Source organism: Bradyrhizobium genomosp. III, assembly GCF_000261705.1.
Lineage (GTDB): Bacteria > Pseudomonadota > Alphaproteobacteria > Rhizobiales > Xanthobacteraceae > Bradyrhizobium > Bradyrhizobium ottawaense.
On the sequence record NZ_AJQF01000136.1, the window covers coordinates 1 to 19747 of the forward strand.

Annotated in this window: 14 protein-coding genes and 1 pseudogene; 9 read left to right on the plus strand and 6 right to left on the minus strand. The window is 65.5% G+C overall.

Going from position 1 to position 19747, the window contains the following annotated elements; genetic code table 11:
* The 5 genes and pseudogenes from IC66_RS42540 to IC66_RS0111670 form a co-directional block, all read left to right on the plus strand.
* Window positions 1-294, plus strand: a pseudogene (locus tag IC66_RS42540) (methyl-accepting chemotaxis protein); the annotation flags it as partial.
* Between the two features lie 240 nt (window positions 295-534).
* Window positions 535-2229: a methyl-accepting chemotaxis protein gene (locus IC66_RS0111655; protein ID WP_038947730.1), complete on the plus strand. Its 1695-nt coding sequence runs from the start codon at window positions 535-537 to the stop codon at window positions 2227-2229.
* A gap of 194 nt (window positions 2230-2423) precedes the next feature.
* Window positions 2424-4520 (plus strand): methyl-accepting chemotaxis protein, encoded by a 2097-nt coding sequence (locus IC66_RS0111660; RefSeq protein ID WP_038947731.1) that lies wholly within the window; start codon window positions 2424-2426, stop codon window positions 4518-4520.
* Window positions 4521-4688: 168 nt separating this feature from the next.
* A complete protein-coding gene (locus IC66_RS0111665) occupies window positions 4689-7868 on the plus strand; it encodes an efflux RND transporter permease subunit (RefSeq protein ID WP_038947732.1) in 3180 nt (1059 codons plus the stop codon).
* A complete protein-coding gene (locus IC66_RS0111670) occupies window positions 7855-9051 on the plus strand; it encodes an efflux RND transporter periplasmic adaptor subunit (RefSeq protein ID WP_038947733.1) in 1197 nt (398 codons plus the stop codon). Before IC66_RS0111665 ends, IC66_RS0111670 begins: the two co-directional genes overlap by 14 nt.
* A 147-nt stretch (window positions 9052-9198) precedes the next feature.
* On the opposite strand, the gene IC66_RS0111675 is transcribed toward IC66_RS0111670, so the two are convergent.
* Together IC66_RS0111675 and IC66_RS0111680 are read right to left on the minus strand one after the other, a co-directional pair.
* A complete protein-coding gene (locus IC66_RS0111675) occupies window positions 9199-10707 on the minus strand; it encodes an acetyl-CoA acetyltransferase (RefSeq protein ID WP_038947734.1) in 1509 nt (502 codons plus the stop codon).
* A gap of 139 nt (window positions 10708-10846) precedes the next feature.
* Window positions 10847-11980 carry a nitronate monooxygenase gene (locus tag IC66_RS0111680; RefSeq protein ID WP_028143377.1) on the minus strand — a complete coding sequence of 378 codons (1134 nt, stop codon included), beginning with the start codon at window positions 11978-11980 and terminating at the stop codon, window positions 10847-10849.
* Between the two features lie 387 nt (window positions 11981-12367).
* Between IC66_RS0111680 and yghU the strand changes: the two genes are divergently transcribed.
* Window positions 12368-13243, plus strand: a complete 876-nt coding sequence (gene yghU, locus IC66_RS0111685; protein ID WP_038947735.1) for a glutathione-dependent disulfide-bond oxidoreductase — start codon at window positions 12368-12370, stop codon at window positions 13241-13243.
* Between the two features lie 221 nt (window positions 13244-13464).
* Here the strand turns inward: yghU and IC66_RS0111690 are convergent, their stop codons facing one another.
* The 3 genes from IC66_RS0111690 to IC66_RS0111700 all read right to left on the minus strand — a co-directional run bounded on the left by IC66_RS0111690 (window position 13465) and on the right by IC66_RS0111700 (window position 16373).
* Window positions 13465-14742, minus strand: coding sequence for an acyl-CoA dehydrogenase family protein (locus tag IC66_RS0111690; protein ID WP_028143270.1), 1278 nt, complete (start codon window positions 14740-14742; stop codon window positions 13465-13467).
* A gap of 339 nt (window positions 14743-15081) precedes the next feature.
* Entirely contained in the window at window positions 15082-15462 is a 381-nt protein-coding gene (locus IC66_RS0111695) for a VOC family protein (RefSeq protein WP_028143269.1), read from the minus strand.
* Between the two features lie 131 nt (window positions 15463-15593).
* A complete protein-coding gene (locus IC66_RS0111700) occupies window positions 15594-16373 on the minus strand; it encodes an SDR family NAD(P)-dependent oxidoreductase (protein ID WP_038947736.1) in 780 nt (259 codons plus the stop codon).
* 180 nt (window positions 16374-16553) lie between these two features.
* Here IC66_RS0111700 and IC66_RS0111705 point away from each other — a divergent pair, with 180 nt between their 5' ends.
* From IC66_RS0111705 to IC66_RS0111715, 3 genes are read left to right on the plus strand one after another with little or no spacing between them, the layout of a single operon-like run.
* Window positions 16554-17342 (plus strand): enoyl-CoA hydratase/isomerase, encoded by a 789-nt coding sequence (locus IC66_RS0111705; RefSeq protein WP_038947737.1) that lies wholly within the window; start codon window positions 16554-16556, stop codon window positions 17340-17342.
* Complete coding sequence (locus tag IC66_RS0111710) at window positions 17339-18325, plus strand: phosphotransferase family protein (RefSeq protein ID WP_038947739.1); 987 nt, start codon at window positions 17339-17341, stop codon at window positions 18323-18325. The genes IC66_RS0111705 and IC66_RS0111710 overlap by 4 nt, the downstream gene beginning before the upstream one ends.
* A 3-nt stretch (window positions 18326-18328) precedes the next feature.
* Complete coding sequence (locus IC66_RS0111715) at window positions 18329-18706, plus strand: DUF6285 domain-containing protein (protein WP_038947740.1); 378 nt, start codon at window positions 18329-18331, stop codon at window positions 18704-18706.
* Between the two features lie 130 nt (window positions 18707-18836).
* Here the strand turns inward: IC66_RS0111715 and IC66_RS0111720 are convergent, their stop codons facing one another.
* Complete coding sequence (locus IC66_RS0111720; protein ID WP_038947741.1) at window positions 18837-19616, minus strand: enoyl-CoA hydratase-related protein; 780 nt, start codon at window positions 19614-19616, stop codon at window positions 18837-18839.
* Between the last annotated feature and the right edge of the window lie 131 nt (window positions 19617-19747).

The following is a 19747-nucleotide window of genomic DNA, read 5'->3' on the forward strand; positions in this document are numbered from 1 at the left end:
GGCGCCATCAAGGAAATCTCCTCGACCATCGAGCGTCTCTCGGAGATCTCGTCGGCGATTGCGGCGGCGGTGGAAGAGCAGGGCGCGGCGACGCAGGAGATCGCCCGCAACGTGCAGCAGGCCGCGCAAGGTACCCAACAGGTCTCCTCCAATATCACCGACGTGCAGCGCGGAGCGACCGAGACCGGCACGGCGTCCTCGCAGGTGCTGTCGGCGGCGCAAATGCTGTCGAACGACTCGGGCCGGCTGAAGAATGAGGTCAGCAAGTTCCTGACCAACGTGCGCGCGGCATAAGTTCGCGCGCACAGCTATCGCTCCAGGAACGAGCGGCGTCAAAAGCGCCGCTCGTTTCCTTTTTTGCGGCCGGTAGCATGATGTTGCCTACAGGTAGCATCAAGGGGAAGCACCCGTAGACGCACGGTGGTTCCGTTTCATCGTTGGTTAAACTCGCTTTATGAGAATGACGCCAAGACGACTCGAACAGCGGCCGTCCGAATTGGAATGAACGAATAGTCAATTCATTTGGGGGCCCCAATGCGCAAGAATTTTCCCGTCACCGATGTCGAATATCCGGTCAGCGACGAGACGCTGATCGTTTCGCGCACCGATCTCAAGGGCAAGCTGACTTACTTCAACGAGGACTTCATCGCGGCCGCCGGGTTCACGTCCGAGGAGCTGATGGGCCAGCCGCACAATATCGTTCGCCACCCCGACATGCCGTCGGAGGCGTTCGACAATCTCTGGAACACGCTGAAGGCCGGCAAGCCCTGGCTCGGCGCGGTGAAGAACCGCCGCAAGAACGGCGACTTCTACTGGGTGCTGGCGACGGCCTCTCCGATCCGGGAGAACGGCCAGCTCAAGGGTTACACCTCGATCCGCACAAAACTGCCGGCCGATCAGCGCAAGCTCGCCGAGGAGGTCTACGCCGCGATCCGCGAGAAGACGGCGCATGGTTATCGCGTCGACGCCGGCATCATCCGCCGCCGCTCGTGGCTCGACCGTTTCAGCGTCTTCACGAGGACGTTGAAGGCGCGTCTCGTCACGACCATGGCGCTCCAGGCGCTGTTCATGCTCGGGCTCGGCATCGGCGGCGCGCTCGCTTCCGGTGGTTCGGCCAGCCTGATCCTGTCGGCGCTGGCCGTCGTCGGTGCCGTCGTCGTCGGTTTCGCGGGCCTTGCAACCATGCGTGCGATCCAGGGGCCGATGCAACAGCTCAACGACACCCTGGTCAACCTCGTGCAGGACAAGCTCGACAACCGCATCGTGATCGAGCGCGACGACGAGATCGGCGAGGCACTGCGCAACCTTCAGACCGTGCAGACCATCATCCGGTTCAGCCGCGACGAGGTGCAGGCGGTGCAGCGCCGTGCCGAGACGCAGCGCAAGGCCGACATGACCAAGCTTGCCGACGGCTTCGAGGCCGCGATCGGCGAGATCGTCGAGACGGTGTCGTCGGCCGCAACCGAGCTCGAGGCGTCAGCCTCGACGCTGTCCTCGACCGCGGGCCGGGCGCAGGAGCTGGCCACGGTGGTCGCATCTGGCTCGGAAGCAGCGTCCACCAATGTCCACTCGGTGGCGTCGGCCGCCGAAGAGATGTCGTCCTCGGTGCGCGAGATCGGCCGCCAGGTGCAGGACTCCTCCCGGATCGCGAGCGAGGCGGTCAGCCAGGCGCATGCCACCACCGAACGTGTCAGCGAATTGTCGCGGGCCGCATCGCGGATCGGCGACGTCGTCGAGCTCATCAATGCGATCGCCGGCCAGACCAATTTGCTGGCGCTCAATGCCACGATCGAGGCGGCGCGGGCCGGCGAGGCGGGTCGCGGCTTCGCCGTCGTGGCCTCCGAGGTCAAGGCGCTCGCCGAGCAGACGGCGAAGGCCACCGGAGAGATCGGCCAGCAGGTCGGCGGCATTCAGGCGGCGACGCAGGATTCGGTCAGTGCCATCGGCGAGATCAGCGGCACCATCGCGCGTTTGTCGGAGATTGCCGCAACGATCGCCGCGGCCGTGGAGCAACAGGGCGCGGCCACCCAGGAAATTGCCCGTAACGTTCAGCAGGCCGCCCAGGGTACCCAGCAGGTCTCGTCCAATGTCGGCGACGTCCAGCGCGGCGCCTCCGAAACCGGCTCGGCGTCCTCGCAGGTGCTGTCGGCGGCGCAGATGCTGTCCCGCGATTCCAATCGTCTCAAGCTCGAGGTCGGCAAGTTCCTCAACTCCGTCCGCGCCGCCTGAGGACAGCACGACGTACCAGCGTTGCACGCGCGCGTTATCGCGGGCAACGTTTTGATAAGCATATGCGGTGGCGCCCCCGGCAGCGCGGCCGCACTTTGACGTGAGACAACATCGCGTTGCGGGCTTCTTGTATCTCTCGTGAGGGTCGATTCCTTCGTCCAGAGGAAGCGGCACTCGGGAGAAGGAAGCCAGCGGTGCATCTCAGAATTGGCACGGTCCTACCGGTCATCATTTCGGCGCTTGCCTTGATGGGAGTGGCGGCCACCAGCTACACGGCCATTCACGCCTACCACGACCGTCAGGAGGCCGAGATCTTCGTCGGCCTCAACGGCATTTCGCAATCGTTGCTGCACAGCGCCGGGCAGTGGGCGAAGGAGCGGGGCATGACCAATGCGGCGCTGAATTCGCCCGAGGTGCTTCCGGCCGATCGCCGCTCTGAAATCGATGCTGTGCGCGCGACGTCGGATCGGGCCTTCCGCGATGCCGTGCAGCGCTTGCGTGGCGTCACGGCCATGAAGGGCGCCGAACAACGCATCTCGGAAGCCGAACGGGCATTCCAAAGCTTCGAGAGCCTGCGCCGCAGGGTCGATGCGAATCTGGCCAAGCCTGGGTCGGAGCGGGACGCCGAGGTGGTCAAGGCCTTTGCCCCGGCGATCACCGACTTGATCGAGGTCGCCGCCAACAGACTGCGCCTGACGCAGGAAACGCTGACCAGTTCGCCTTCGGCGGCCATGGCACGCCTCGTCGGCCTCCGGCACCTGACAGCGGAGATGGCAGAAAACGCCGGGCGCGAACGTGCGCTTCTCGGCGGGTTGATCAGTTCGCACGCGAAGCTCGCCGCGGACGGCATCGGCCGGATCGCGACCTTCCGCGGCCACGTGGAGCTCGCCTGGGAGACGGTTGCCCCGATCGCCGACCGCACCGACGTTCCGGCAGCACTCGCGCGAGCCATCAAGTCGGTGAATGAGGATTACTTTCAGACCTATGGCGCACTGCGTGCCGAAATCCTCGCCGCAGGTCCGAGCGGCGAGTACAAGATCGGCAGCCGCGATTATGTGAGCCGCGCGACGACGGCCATCAATTCCATTCTTGGGCTCGCGGATGCAATCGGCGCGGCGGCGGGTACGGAGGCCGCCGAACAGGCGAAGGCGAGCGCCTCCAACCTGATCATCAGCGTTGCAATCCTGCTTGCGAGCCTCGGCCTCACATTGCTGAGCTTCTGGGTCGCGGTTTCCAGGATCGTGCGTCCGCTCTCGGCACTGACGGCCGCGATGGACGAATTGGCCGGCGGCAATTTCGCAGTGGTTCTCCCCGTGCTTGGCCGCAAGGACGAGGTAGGCGACATGGCTCACGCGGTGGAGACGTTCAAGGTCAAGGCCGAGCAGAAGGCGCACGAGGTCGCGGACGCCAAGATCAGGCAGGACCAGATCGCGGCCGAACAGCGCCGTGCCGACATGCACCGGCTTGCCGGTCAATTCGAGACTGCAGTCGGCGAGATCGTGGACGCGGTGAGTTCGGCGTCGACCGAGCTGGAAGCCTCTGCCGGCGCGATGAACGTGACGGCCGCGCGGGCGCAGAAGCTCGCCGTCACCGTCGCCGACGGTTCGGAGGAAGCCTCCGCAAACGTCCAGTCGGTCGCGTCGGCGACCGAGCAGCTGTCGTCGTCCGTCAACGAGATCAGCCGCCGGGTGCAGGATTCGGCGCGAATGGCCAACGAAGCCGTTGATCAGGTCCGGCTGACCGACGGGCATATCGACGGATTGTCGAGAGCGGTCGCGAAGATTGGCGACGTCGTCGAACTGATCGACCAGATCGCGGGGCAGACCAATCTCCTCGCGCTCAACGCAACGATCGAGGCGGCGAGGGCCGGCGAGTCCGGTCGCGGCTTCGCGGTGGTGGCTTCCGAGGTCAAGGCCCTTGCCGCGCAGACCGCGAAGGCGACCGGTGAGATCGCGCAGCAGATCACCGGCATTCAGTCGGCGACCCAGGAATCCGTCGCGGCGATCCGCGACATCGGCGGCACCATCGCGCGGCTGTCCGAAATCGCTGCGGCCATTGCCGCGGCGGTGGAGGAACAGGGGGCGGCGACGCAGGAGATCACACGAAACGTGCAGCAGGCGGCCAAGGGCGCCCAGCAGGCCTCGTCCAATGTCGGCGAGGTCGAGCGGGGGGCCGCCGAGACCGGCGCGTCGTCCTCGCAGGTGCTGTCGGCGGCGCAGATGCTGTCCCGCGACTCCAATCGCCTCAAGCTCGAGGTCGGCAAGTTCCTGAACGCGGTCCGCGCCGCCTGAGACAGGCCGCCGCATAGCTGCGATGTCGATTTCGCAGTGCGGTAGCAGGGAAGTGAATGCAGGATAGTTCTGGTTATTAGCGTTTCCGGCGGTGCTCGGGTAAAGGGGAATGGGGATCGCCGTGGGGGCAGATTCCGTATTCTCATCTGACCCGGATTTGCCTGGCGCATGATTGCTCTGGTCCGTATTGCCCTGAGCCGGCCCTATACGTTCGTCGTGCTGGCACTCTTGCTGCTGATCATCGGACCGCTCGCGGCGCTGCGGACCCCGACCGACATCTTTCCGGACATCCGCATTCCCGTGATCGGCGTGGTCTGGCAGTACACCGGCCTGCCGCCGGACCAGATGTCGGGCCGCATCACCACGCCGTTCCAACGCGCGCTGACGACGACGGTCAACGACATCGAGCACATCACGGCCAATTCCTACAACGGCTTTGGCATCATCAAGATCTTCTTCCAGCCCAACGTCGACATCCGTACCGCCAACGCCCAGGTCACCGCGATCTCGCAGACGCTGATCAAGCAGATGCCGCCCGGCGCGACGCCGCCCTTGATCCTGAACTACTCGGCCTCCACCGTGCCGATCATCCAGGTGGCGCTGTCGGGCGACGGCCTGACCGAGCAGAACCTCGCCGATATCGGCATCAACAATCTGCGCACGCCGCTGGTCACCGTGCCCGGCGCGGCGATCCCCTATCCATTCGGCGGCAAGCAGCGCCAGGTCCAGATCGACCTCGATCCCACCGCGCTGCAGGCTCGCGGCCTGTCCGGCCAGGACGTCGCCAATGCGCTCGCCGCGCAAAACCTGATCACGCCGGTTGGCACCCAGAAGATCGGGCAGTTCGAGTACAACATCCAGCTCAACAACTCGCCGCTTCGGATCGACGAGCTCGGTAACCTCCCGATCAAGACCGTCAACGGCGCCATGGTCTATGTGCGCGACGTCGCCACCGTGCGCGACGGCAATCCGCCGCAGACCAACATCGTCCATGTCGACGGGAACCGCTCGGTGCTGATGATGGTGCTGAAGGCGGGCGCGACCTCGACGCTCGACATCATCGCCGGCATCAAGCAGAAGGTCATCGACGTCAAGGACCAGCTCCCCGACGCGCTCAAGATCGGCTTCATCGGTGACCAGTCGGTGTTCGTCCGCGGCGCGATTCAAGGCGTCGCCGTCGAAGGCGTGATCGCGGCCCTGCTCACCAGCGTCATGATCCTGTTGTTCCTCGGCAGCTGGCGCTCGACCATCATCATCGCGGTCTCGATCCCGCTGTCGGTGCTGGGCGCCATCATCATGCTGTCGGCGATCGGCGAAACGCTCAACATCATGACGCTCGGCGGGCTCGCGCTCGCGGTCGGCATCCTCGTCGACGACGCCACCGTCACGATCGAGAACATCAACTACCACCTGGAGCAGGGCAAGCCGGTCGAGCAGTCGATCCTCGACGGCGCCAACCAGATCGTGACGCCGGCCTTCGTGTCGCTGCTGTGCATCTGCATCGTGTTCGTGCCGATGTTCTTCCTCTCGGGCGTCGCGCGCTTCCTGTTCGTGCCGATGGCGGAAGCCGTGATGTTCGCGATGATCTGGTCGTTCATCCTGTCGCGCACGCTGGTGCCGACCATGGCGAACTATCTGTTGCAGGCGCATGTCCATCACGAGGGCGGGCCGCCGAAATCGCGCAATCCGCTCGTCTGGTTCCAGCGTGGCTTCGAGGCACGGTTCGAGCGCATCCGCGGCGGCTACCATGGCTTCCTCGGGCTGGCGCTGGCGCACCGCGCGGTGTTCGTGATCGGCTTCCTCTGTGTGGTCGGCGCATCCTTCGCGCTGGTGCCGTTCCTCGGCCGCAACTTCTTTCCCGCGGTCGATGCCGGCAACATCCTGATGCATGTCCGCACCCAGGTCGGCACCCGCGTCGAGGAGACCGCCAACCAGCTCGCCGACGTGCAGAAAGCGGTCCGCAAGCTGATCCCGGGCGAGATCGAGACCATGACCGACAACATCGGTATGCCGATCTCCGGCATCAACATGACCTACAACAACACCGGCGTGATCGGTCCGCAGGACGGCGACATCCAGATCAAGCTGAAGGAGGGCCACAAGCCGACCGAAGAGCATGTGCGTGTGCTGCGCGAGCAGCTGCCGCGACTGTTCCCCGGCGTCAGCTTCGCGTTCCTTCCCGCCGACATCGTCAGCCAGATCCTGAACTTCGGCGCGCCGGCGCCGATCGACCTGCAGATCCGCGGCGCCAATCTCAGTGCCAATTTCGCTTACGCCAACAATCTGCTGGCAAAAGTCCGCAGGATCCCCGGCGTTGCAGATGCGCGCATCCAGCAATCGCCGAACGCGCCGACCTTCAACATCGATGTCGACCGCACCCGCGCGCAATATGTCGGCCTGACCGAGCGCGACGTCACCAACAGCCTCGTGGTCAATCTCGCCGGCTCCTCGCAGGTGGCGCCGACCTACTATCTCAACCCCGAGAACGGCGTGTCCTACTCGATCGTGATGCAGACGCCGCAGTACCAGATCGATTCGCTCAGCGCGCTGCAGACGCTGCCGATCACCGCGGCCGGCAATGCGCAGTCGCCGATCCTCGGCGGCATCGCCGACATCAGGCGTTCGAGCTCGAGCGCGGTTGTCTCGCAATACGACATCCAGTCGATGGTGCAGATCTTTGCGACCACCTCGGGCCGCGATCTCGGCGCAGTCTCCGCCGATATCCGGAAGGTGATCGCCGACACTGCCAAGGAGGTGCCGAAGGGCTCTTCGGTAGTGCTGCTCGGGCAGGTGCAGACCATGAACAGCGCCTTCACCGGCCTGTTGTTCGGTCTGCTCGGTGCCGTCGTGCTGATCTATTTCCTGATCGTCGTGAACTTCCAGTCCTGGTCCGATCCGTTCGTGATCATCACGGCGCTGCCGGCCGCGCTCGCCGGCATCGTCTGGATGCTGTTCGCGACAGGGACGACGCTGTCGGTCCCCGCGCTCACCGGCGCCATCATGTGCATGGGCGTTGCCACCGCCAACAGCGTGCTCGTGATCTCCTTCGCGCGCGAACGCTACGAGGAGCTCGGTGATCCCATTGCCGCCGCGCTGGAAGCCGGCTTCGTGCGGTTCCGCCCGGTGCTGATGACCGCGCTCGCCATGATCATCGGCATGGCGCCGATGGCGCTGGGGCTGGGCGAGGGCGGCGAGCAGAATGCGCCGCTCGGCCGCGCCGTGATCGGCGGCCTGATCTTTGCAACCTTCGCCACGCTGATGTTTGTTCCCGTGGTGTTCAGCATGGTCCACAAGAAACAAGGCGCCAAAGCCGCCGCCCCATTGGAGACCCCGCATGTCGCCCACTGAACCCCGCTCCCCGGTGTCGCACCGGAAACTGGGCATCTTCGGCGTGGTGGCGCTGATCGCGGCCGGCCTCGTCGTCGGCACCGGCATCCGCGCGCGCGAGGAGCAGGGCTCCCAATTGAAGGAATGGACCGATGATCAGGCCGTTCCCAGCGTCGCGGTAACCCAGCCCAGCGCCAAGGCGCTCAATGCCACCATCGATCTGCCGGGCCGGCTGGAGGCCTATTATCGCGCCCCGATCTTCGCGCGCGTGTCGGGCTATCTCAAGAGCTGGAGCGCCGATATCGGCGCCCGCGTCAAGGCCGGGCAGGTGATCGCCGAGATCGAGGCGCCGGACCTCGATCAGCAACTGCTGCAGGCTAGAGCCGACCTCGCCAGCCAGCAGGCCAGCGCCAGGCTGTCGGAAGCGACGCTGAACCGGCGCAAGACGCTGGTCGCCTCCAACTTCGTCTCGGCGCAGGAGATCGACGAGCGCACCGCCGATCTCTCCAACAAGAATGCCGCGGTCAATTCGGGCAAAGCCAATGTCGAGCGGCTGGAAGCGCTGGCCGGCTACAAGAAGATCACCGCGCCGTTCGACGGCGTCGTCACCGCGCGCGACACCGATGTCGGCGCGTTGATCAATGCCGGTGGCGGCTCGGGCCCGGCGATGTTCGTGATCTCCGACATCACCAAGCTGCGCGTCTACGTCAACGTGCCCCAGAACTACGTGCCGGCGATCAAGATCGGCGCCAAGGCGACGATCACGCTGCCCGAGTATCCGAACCGGACGTTCCAGGCGACGGTGGAGGCGTCCTCGCAGGCCGTCGACGTCGCCTCCGGCACCACGCGCATGCAGCTCGGGCTCGACAATTCGAACGGAGAGCTGATGCCCGGCGGCTATGCCAGCGTCAAGCTCAACCTCCAGCGCGATTCCGCGCCGCTCAGCATCCCCGCCAGCGCGTTGATCTTCAACAGCAACGGGCTGCGCGTCGCGACCGTCGGGACTGATGACAAGGTGCTGTTCAAGCCGGTGACCATCGCCCGCGACCTCGGCCGCGAGATCGAACTCGCCTCGGGCATATCAGCGGACGACCGCGTCATCACCGCGCCGCCGGACGGCCTCTCGGACGGCGATGCGGTGCGCGTGGTCGGCGCCAAGGCCAAGCCGGCGACCGCGTCGGAAAAGCAGGCCCCGAAGGGGTAGGGCGGTCTCGTGCCCCGGACGCAGCGCAGCACGCAGTGATGCGCTGCAGAGCCGGGGCCCATCTCTCCTCAGAGTACAGTGTCGCTTTCTGGGTCCCGGCTCTGCGGAGCGGCACTTCGCGCCGCACCGCGTCCGGGACACGAGAGATCACGCCACGCGCCACTCCGGCACGCCGTCCGCAGCCATGGCGATCTCCCCGAGCGATCCCACCGGCGTACGATCCATATTCAGCAGATGCGCCAGCGTCGCGCTATCGCTCGCCGGGATCCGCGCCAGCGTGCGCCGGTCATCTTCCGTCCGCAGCATCACCACGCCGTGCTCGGCATCGCCGCCGCGGCCGTAGAGCACCGTAAAGCTCTCGACCTTGCCCTTGCCCGAGGCCTCCGCAACGAAGTCCGGCACCGCGCGCTTGTTGCGGTCGGCTTCGGTCTGCACGCTCGTCTCCTGCGCCAGCGCCTCGCGCGGCGGCGCCTTCGCCACCACCAGTGCGTGATGCTTGGTGACGAAGCCGCCCTGGCCATAGAGCAGGCCAAGCTTTGCGCCGTCACGCACACGCCGCACCATCGCGCAGGCCGCATGCGTCATGTAGGTGTTGAGCGGCGCGCCGAAGAAGGTGAGGCCGCCGGTCACGGTCGGCTGCACGTTAGCGCCGAGACCAAGCGTCCGCCGCGCCATCTTGGGCACGCAGGGGAAGCAGCTATAGAGCTCGATGGCGTCGAAGTTTTTGCCATCGCCGCCGGCAAGGTCCATCACCGCTTTCAGCACCGCGTTCTGCGGATGGCTCTCGTAGAACTGGTCGCGCAGGAGATAGTCGCGCGGCTCTTCCGCCGAGGCGCCGCCGAGCGGATAGACCAGCTTGCTCTCCGCGATACCGAGCGCACGCGCCTTGGCGAGGCTGGTGACCAGCAGCGCACCGCCCATGTTGACGCTGGGGTTGGCGACCATCAGCTTGTTGTAGGGCCAGGCGATCAGCCGGTTGTCCGCCGTCGGCGTCGTGATCTCCTCGGGCGCATAGCGCCGCTTCAGCCAGGCATTGGGATTTTGCGCGGCGGCTTCCGAATAGCGCGACCATAGCGTGCCTGATTCCGCCATCGCCTCGCGCGGCGTCTGGCCCCAATGCGCGGAGGAGGCGGCCTCGTAGAACGGATAGACCGTGACGGGGCGGAACACGCCGAGCTTCACCGCCAGCGGCTTCTGGAACGCCGCACCGCGCTTGGGCTCCTCGACATCATGGGCGAACGGCGTCCACGGCAGCTTTGCCCCAGTGCGCTCGGCCTTGGTTGCAGTCGACTGCGCCTCGGCACCGCAGACCGCGGCCACGGTGCATTCGCCGCGTGCGATGCGCTTGGCCGCCTCGTGGATGTAGCGGATCGGGCTCTCGCCGCCGACCGGGCCGTAATAGCAATGCGAAGGCGTGATGCCGAGGCGCTGCGCCAACAGCTGCTCCGGATCGCGGTAGCGCCAGCTCAGGAAGTTGACGACATCGAGCGACTGCACCTCGCCCAGCAGCTTTGCGCCGGCATCTGTTTCCGCGCGCCGCAGCGCCTGCTCCAGCAGGTCGAGCGGCTCGAGGCCGTCGGTGATCTCCTTGGGACGGTCAACGATCTCGCCGATGCCGACGATGACGGGGATGCGGTCAGGGGAAACGGTCGCCATTGTTCTTGCTTCTTCACTCTCTCAGACATCTCAGACCTCATCCTGAGGAGCCTGCGAAGCAGGTGTCTCGAAGGATGGGCCGCGGGCTCTCATGGTTCGAGACGGCACTTGCGCGCCTTCTCACCATGAGGGTCTACACCTACTCCGCCACCAGCGCATTCATGTGCTCGACGGCTTCGGCGAAATCTTCCTTGAACTCCTGCACCACCGCGCCCGCCGACTTCACGCTGTCGACCAGCCCGACGCCCTGGCCGACGAAATAGCTGACGAGGTCGCGCGCCTTGGCGTTACCGCTCGCCGCCGCGCGGTCGATCGAGTTGAAGGCGTCGCGGCTGATGACGCTTTGCAACGGCATCGGCAGTGCGCCGGGGCTGTCCGGCGCGCGATCCCAGGCATCGGTCCAGACCGAGCGGAGCTGGCGCGCCGGCTTGCCGGTGCGGCCTTTCGAGCGGACTGCATCACGGGAAGAGGCCGCAATCATCTTCTCGCGAAAGATCTCCGTGGTCTCGGCTTCGACCGTCGCAAGCCACACCGAACCGGTCCAGGCGCCGGCCGCGCCCATCGCCATGCACGCCGCCATCTGCCGCCCCGTCATGATGCCGCCGGCCGCCAGCACCGGCACGTCGCGGATGGGCTTGATCGCCTTGATCACCTCGGGCACCAGCACCATGGTCGAGACCTCGCCGCAATGGCCGCCGGCCTCGGTGCCCTGCACCACGAGAATGTCGACGCCGGCCGCGACCTGGCGCAGCGCGTGCTCCTTGGCACCGACCAGCGCCGCAACGGGGACGCCGTGCTTCTTGCCCATCTCGATCATGGCCTTCGGCGGCACGCCCAGCGCATTGGCGATCAGGCGGATCGGATGATTGAAGGACACCTCGAGCAGCTGCAGCGCTGTCTTTCCGTCGAACGGCTGCGGCTGATCGGCTGCGACCTCCGTGGTCGTCAGCTCGATATTGTACTTCTTCAGGAGCTCGCGCGTGTAGGTGCGGTGCTCCTGCGGCACGCGCGCTTCCAGGCTCTTCCAGGTGACGTCCTTCTCGCCCGCGGTCGAGATGTTCTCAGGGATCAGCACGTCGATGCCGTAGGGCTTGCCGTCGACGTGATCGTCGATCCACTTCAGCTCGCGTTCGAGCGTATCGGGCGTGTGCACGGTGGCGCCGAGCACGCCGAAGCCGCCGGCGCGGCTGACGGCGGCGACGACATCGCGGCAATGGCTGAAGGCCAGCAGTGGGAATTCTATGCCCAGCATGTCGCAGATCGGCGATTTCATGGCTCTCTCTCCCGGCGGCCTTCGCGTTCTCGTTGCTTTCGCGCGCGAAGCAAGGTGACGCTAGCTGATCGTCACTCACGATGACAGGCCGGATTCGGCGAGGCATCTTGTGTGTAGACGTCGCGCTCCACCCGCAGGCCGCGGCGTCCTGGGTGACGCCGTCATTCCGGGGCTCTCGTCAGCGAGAACCCGGAATCCATTTTTCAGAGCATTCCCGGCGGCGCGATGGATTTTCGGGCTCGCCCCTGCGGCCCCGGCATGACGGGGAGGAAGCTTGCCATGACGAAACGGTGAGACGCCCCGCCCGGCAATGCAGCTCGGAGGGCTTGTCATCGGCCATTCGCGGGCTAATTAATGCAGGCGCATCTTTCCGCCGGAGCCCCTCGCATGACCGACACCCCCGCCTACGTGCCGCCCAAGGTCTGGACCTGGAACAAGGAAAATGGCGGGCAGTTCGCCAGCATCAACCGCCCGATCGCCGGTCCCACCCACGACAAGGAGCTGCCGGTCGGCAAGCATCCCTTCCAGCTTTATTCGCTGGCGACGCCGAACGGGGTGAAGGTCACGGTGATGCTGGAGGAACTTCTGGCGCTCGGCCACAAGGGGGCCGAATACGACGCCTGGCTGATCAGAATTGGCAACGGCGACCAGTTCGGCAGCGGCTTCGTCGACATCAACCCGAACTCCAAGATCCCCGCGCTGATGGACCGCTCCGGTCCGGAGCCGATCCGGGTGTTCGAGTCCGGCTCGATCCTGCTTTATCTCGCCGAGAAGTTCGGCGCCTTCCTGCCGAAGGACATCAAGAGCCGCACCGAGGCGATGTCCTGGCTGTTCTGGCAGATGGGCAGCGCGCCCTATCTCGGCGGCGGCTTTGGCCATTTCTACGCCTATGCGCCGACCAAGATCGAATACGCCATCGACCGTTTCGCGATGGAGACCAAGCGCCAGCTCGACGTGCTCGACCGGCGCCTTGCCGACAACGACTATCTCGCGGGCAAGGAGTATACGATCGCCGACATGGCGGTGTGGCCCTGGTACGGCGCGCTTGCCAAGGGGCTGGTCTATGGCGCCGGCGAATTCCTCTCGGTGCAGGACTACAAGAACGTGCAGCGCTGGACCGACCAGATCGCGCAGCGCCCCGCCGTGAAGCGCGGCCGCATGGTCAACCGCGTCTCGGGCGATCCCGCCAGCCAGCTGCACGAGCGGCACGATGCGAGCGATTTCGAGACGAAGACGCAGGACAAGGTCGAGGCGGCGACGTAGGCGGTGCTCACTCTCCGCGAGTCCACTGCGTGGGGCGGATTAGCCGCAGGCGTAATCCGCCATCTTCGTCACGCGAAAGTCGGCGGATTACGCTTCGCTAATCCGCCCTACGATCTTCCGGAGGGTGGGCAAAGCGAAGCGTGCCCACGCACTTCTTGCAACAGAGAGATGGTGGGCACGGCGCGCGAAGAGCGCGCCTTTGCCCACCCTACGGCGTCTGATCATGCCATGCTGAGCTCGTGGCGTCCCACAACCATCCAGTGCACCTCGTCCGGGCCATCCGCAAAGCGCAGATGGCGGACGTCCTGATACATTTCGGCGAGCGGGGTCCAGTGCGAGATGCCGGTGGCGCCGTGCATCTGGATCGCCTGGTCGATGATCTTGCAGGCGCGCTCCGGCACCATGGCCTTGACCATGGAGACCCAGACGCGGGCCTCCTTGTTGCCGAGCACGTCCATCGCCTTGGCCGCCTTCAGCACCATCAGCCGCATCGCCTCGATCTCGCAGCGCGCCTGGGCGATGATCTGCATGTTGCCGCCGAGATGGGCGATCTTCTTGCCGAAGGCTTCGCGGGTGAGGCCACGCTGCACCATCAGATCCAGCGCCTTCTCGGCCTTGCCGATGGTGCGCATGCAGTGATGGATGCGGCCGGGGCCGAGGCGGAGCTGCGAGATCTCGAAGCCGCGGCCTTCGCCGAGCAGCATGTTCTCCTTGGGCACGCGCACATTGTTGAAGCGCATGTGCATGTGGCCGCGCGGGGCGTGGTCCTGCCCGAACACGTACATCGGGCCGAGCACCTCGACGCCGGGCGTGTCGCGCGGCACCAGGATCTGCGACTGCTGCTTGCTCGGCGCCGCGTCCGGATTGGTCTTCACCATCACGATCAGGATCTTGCAGCGGGGATCGCCCACGCCGGAAATGTAATACTTCTCGCCGTTGATGACCCATTCGTCGCCGACGAGCTTTGCAGTCGTCGAGATGTTCTTTGCATCGGAGGAGGCGACGTTCGGCTCGGTCATGACATAGGCCGAGCGAATCTCGCCGTTGAGCAGCGGCTTCAGCCACTTCTCCTTCTGCTCCTTGGTGCCGACGCGCTCCAGCACCTCCATGTTGCCGGTGTCGGGCGCCGAGCAGTTCATGCTCTCGGACGCCAGCGGGCTCTTGCCGAGCTCGGAGGCGATATAGGCGTAATCGAGATTCTTCAGGCCTTGGCCGGTCTCATCGTCGGGCAGGAAGAAGTTCCAGAGGCCCTCCTGCTTGGCCTTGTTCTTGGCCTTTTCCAGCACCTCGAGCTGCTTCGGCGTGAAGCTCCAGCGATCCTCCTTGCCTTCGCCCGCCTTGGCGAACTCGATCGACATCGGTTCGACGGTGTCGCGGATGAACTTCTTGACGTGATCATAGAGCGGCCGGACCTGGTCCGACATCCGGAGGTCGTTGAGCTCGTCGCCGGGGTTGAGGGTGTAGTTGGTGGTGCGGGGAATATAGGTATGTTTTGTCATTGTTCCTCCCGGGGACGCTGAGATCGTTCTGGGCGCAAGAATAGTCGCAGCGCCGCCAAAGTGCGAGCGCGCATTTTTCACGCGGAGCCATGCCACGCGATGGAATATCGCTGGGTCGTTTGAAATGTTGTTTGAATGGCGTGGAGGGCGGCGCTCCCTCGCCGGTGTCGTCCCGGACAAGCGAAGCGCAGATCCGGGACCTCCGCGCGAGCGCTTGGCGCTCGTCGCGATGCCACAGGGAGTGGTTTGGCGATGACTCGGAGTTGAGAGCTTCGTGCCCTCATTTCTCCCTGTGGTTATGGGTCCCGGCTTTCGCCGGGACGACACCGAGTGTGTAGCTCAGCTCGGCATCCGATGCATCGCGCAGATCTTGTTGCCGTCGAGGTCGCGCAAATAGGCGAGATAGAGCTTGCCGCCGGGGCCCTGGCGGATGCCGGGCGGATCCTCGATCGATTTTGCGCCGGCGGCGATGCCGGCTGCGTGCCATTTGTCGACCTGCTCAGGCGAATTGCAGGCAAAGCCGATGGTGCCGCCATTCGCGCAAGTCGCCGGCTCGCCGTTGATCGGCTTCGACACCGAGAACACGCCGGTCTTGGTGATGTAGAAGATGCGGTGGCCGTCGACCCTGGCCGGCCGCACTTCGAGCGTGCTCAGCAGGTCGTCGTAGAACGACTTGGCCTTGTCGAGGTCGTTGGTGCCGATCATGATGTGTGAGAACATTTGCCCATTCCCTTCTGCGCTGACAAAACGAGAAGCCGTAGGGTGGGCAAAGCGCAGCGTGCCCACCACGACATTCGAAAATGCTCACGGTGGGCACGGCGCAAGAGCGCCTTCGCCCACCCTGCGAAATCTCAGAACGCCGTATAGCCGCCGTCGATCACGAACGTATCGGCCGTGTGATACGACGACGCCTTGCTCATCAGATAGACCGCGATGCCGCCGAAATCGGATGCCTCGCCGAAGCGCCGCACCGGAATCCGCGGCATCACGTTGGCGACGAATTTTTCGTTGGCCATGAGACCCGACGTCATGTCGCTCTTGATCCAGCCCGGCAGGATCGCATTCGCGGTGACGCCGTGGCGGGCGAGCTCGACGCCGAGCGCGCGCACCAGCGCGTTGATCGCGGCCTTGGTTGCCGCATAATGCTCGTTGCGCGCGGTGCCGAAGATCGAGGCGAGGCTCGAGGTCGCGACCAGCCGGCCGAAGGGATCGCCGGCGTCGGCGCGATCGGTCATGTGTCTCGCCGCGGCCTGGAACGCGTGAAACACGCCGTCGAGATTGGTCGCAAACATCCTGCGCCATTCGTCCTCGGTGCGCTCGATGAAGGAGCGCCGGCCGCCGCCGCCGATGCCGGCATTGGCGAAGCAGCCGTCGACCCGGCCGAAAATGTCGAGCGTCGCCTTCATCGCGGCGTTGACCGAGGCCGGATCGGTGACGTCGCAGACGCGGGCATCGACCTTGCCTGATAGCCCCGCCATGCTCGCGGCCGCAGCCTTGTTCTTGTCGGCATTGCGGCCCCAGATCGAGACATTGCAGCCCTGGCCGGCGAGCGCCTGCGCGATGCCGAGGCCGATACCGCCATTACCGCCGGTGATCACGGCGACGCGGCCGGAGAGGTCGAAAAGGTTCATGCCGCGTTTCCTGTTTTTGGGCGAGACATCTTGGGATGCGGCGCATCAGCCGCTGCGCGCAAGATTGCTTGCTATGCTCTGATCACCATGGACAAGACCGCGCCAAAAATCAAATATGCGCCCCGACAAAACGAATTCCGGTCTGCGAAACTGACGCAGGCCGCAACTCACGAGGAAACCATGCAGTTCAAACACGTCACGCTCGATTTCGATGGCTCGGTCGCGGTCCTCAGGCTCGACCATCAGGAGGTGATGAACGCGGTCTCCGTGGATATGCTGGGCGGTCTTGCCGAGGCGCTCGATGCGATCGAGGAGAAGAAGGATGAGGTGCGCTGCGTGGTGCTGACCGGCGCGGGCCGCGCCTTCTGTACCGGCGCCAATCTGCAAGGGCGCAACAACCAGTCGAAGAAGACCAAGGCCGGCCTGACGCTGGAGACCGGCTTTCACCCCTTCCTGCGCCGCATTCGCAATCTGCATTGCCCGATCGTCACCGCGGTCAACGGTCCGGCGGCGGGCGCCGGCATGAGCTTCGCGCTGCTCGGCGACATGATTTTGTGCGCGCGGTCCTCGTACTTCCTGCAGGCTTTCCGCCGCATCGGTCTCGTGCCGGATTGCGGCTCGACCTGGCTGTTGCCGCGCCTCGTCGGCCGGGCGCGCTCGATCGAATTGTCGCTGATGGGCGAGCGGCTGCCGGCCGAGAAGGCGCTGGAATGGGGCCTCGTCAACCGCGTCTATGACGACGGTGTGCTGATGGAGGAGGCGATGAAGCTCGCGCGCGATCTCGCCAGCGGCCCGACGGTGGCGCTGTCGCTGATCCGCAAGCTCTATTGGGACAGCCCCGAAAATTCCTTCGAGGATCAGCTCAACCTCGAATTCCAGTGCCAGCTCCGCGCCGGCGACACCCAGGATTTCCGCGAGGGCGTGGGCGCGTTCCTGGAGAAGCGTCCCGCGCAGTTCAAAGGCAAATGATCGAGACTGAGCTTTCGCGCAGCGTCCAACGCTGGTGCAACGGCGCGACCGGCGCGACCTCTGCGGCCAAACTGTCGGGCGGTGCCAGCCAGGAAACCTGGCGCTTCGACATCACGCATCCCGATGGCGTGATCGGCGCGATCCTGCGCCGCTCGCCGAAGGGGTATGGCGCAGCGCCGACGCGCGCGGCGGGCCTTGCGGCTGAGGCCCAGCTGATGCAGCTCGCTTATGAGGCCGGCGTGCCGTCGCCGCGGGTAATGCATGTGCTCGTGCCGGAAGATGATCTCGGCACCGGCTTCATCATGCAGCGGATCGAGGGCGAGACCATCGCGCGCAAGATTCTTCGCGATGACGAATATGCGGCCGCGCGGCCGCATCTGGCGCGGCAGATCGGCGGCATTCTCGCAGGCCTGCATCGACTGCCAAAGGACAGGCTGCCCGAGCTGCGCAGCAGGTCGGCGACCCAGGAGATTTCCGAGTTCGAGCGCGACTATCACAGCCTGAGCTGGCCCAAGCCGGTATTCGAGCTGGCGCTGCGCTGGCTGCGCGACCACGATCCCGGCCCGTCGGCCGAGGAGACGCTGGTGCACGGCGATTTCCGCAACGGCAATCTCATCATCGGTCGCGATGGCGTGCGCGCCGTGCTCGACTGGGAGCTCGCCCATCTCGGCGATCCCATGGAGGATCTCGGCTGGGTCTGCGTCAACTCCTGGCGCTTCGGCGAGATCGACAAGCCCGTCGGCGGTTTTGGCACACGCGAGGAGCTGTTTGCGGGCTACGAGGCTGCCGGCCGCAAGGTCGATCCGGTGCGTGTCAAATTCTGGGAAGTGATGGGCACGCTGCGCTGGGGCATCATGTGCGGCGGCATGATGCAGCGCTTTCGCGAGGGACCTGACCATTCCATGGAACGTGCCATGATCGGCCGCCGCGCGAGCGAGACCGAAATCGATCTGTTGCGGCTCTTGGCGCCGCGCGGGAGCTGACGCATGCAGGACGAACCGACCCCGATCGAGCTGACCAAATCGGTCGCCGATTTCTTGCGCAACGACATCACGCCGCTGATCAGCGGTCACCAGGCCTTCAAGCTGCGCGTCGCCATCAACATCCTCGACCTCGTCACGCGACAGCTGACGCGGGAGGAGGAGAGTGATGCTGAGGAAGTGGCGCGCCTGCGCGCGCTGCTGGGCATCGACGGCTCGGTGACCGAACTCAACCACGCGCTCGCCGAGCGCATCGCCAAGGGCGAGGTCGACCTCGCAACGCCGGGTCTTGCCGAGCACCTGTGGGCGACCACGATGGACAAGCTCGCCGTCGATCAGCCGAATTACGCGTCGTACAAGCGTGAGCTGGGGCGGGGCGGGTAGGCGGCGCCCCGTCATTCCGGGGCGTCGCGTAGCGACGAGCCCGGAATCCATTGATCCGCGCGTTCTGCCGCCCGATGGATTCCGGGCTCGCGCCTGTCGGCGCGCCCCGGAATGACCGCGCAAAGCGCGGTCACTTCCCCACCCATTTCGGCGGCCGCTTCTCCGAGAACGCCTTCGGGCCTTCGATGTAGTCCTGCGAGGCCACCATCGCCTTCACCGCCGGATACTCCCGCTGTTCCTCGATCGCCTGCTCCAGCGAGACGCCGAGTCCCTTCTGGATCGCCTGCTTGGACGCGCGGATCGACATCGGCGAGTTCTTGGTGATCATGTCCGCCCAGCGCAGCGCGCCCGACAGCGCTTCGCCCTGCGGCACGACCTCGTTGACGAAGCCGAGCTCAAAACCTTCCTTGGCGCTGACATGGCGCGCGGTGAGGATCATGCCCATGGCGCGCTTCAGCCCGATCTGCCGCGGCAGCCGGTGCAGGCCGCCGGCGAGTGCGGCAAGGCCGACGCGCGGCTCGGGCAGGGCGAAGGTCGCATTCTCCGAGGCAATGATGAGGTCGCACGCCAGCGCGATCTCGAAGCCGCCGCCCATGGCGACGCCGTTCACCGCTGCGATAACAGGCTTGTCGCAGTCGAAGCGCGCGGTGAGGCCGGCAAAGCCGCCCTTGTCCCAGCCGCGCTTGCCCCCCGCCGCCTGCCACTTCAGATCGTTGCCGGCGCAGAACGCCTTGTCGCCGGCGCCGGTGACGATCGCGACCCATTGCTCGGCATCCGCGGAGAAATCGTCGAATACCTTCTGCAGCTCGAAATGCGCGTCGGTGTGCAGCGCGTTGTAGACCTCGGGACGCGACAGTGTGACGATCGTGACCGGCCCCTTGCGTTCCACTCTTGAGAATTTCAGCTCCATCGCGCGCTCCCGCATTTTCTCGTCGAGGAATATTGACCGCATACTACCGCGCGTCGGCGCTGGAGCACCATCGAATTGCGCTGATGCGCCTTGCGCGCGTCACACGCCTCGCTTTGCTTGACTTGCACGCG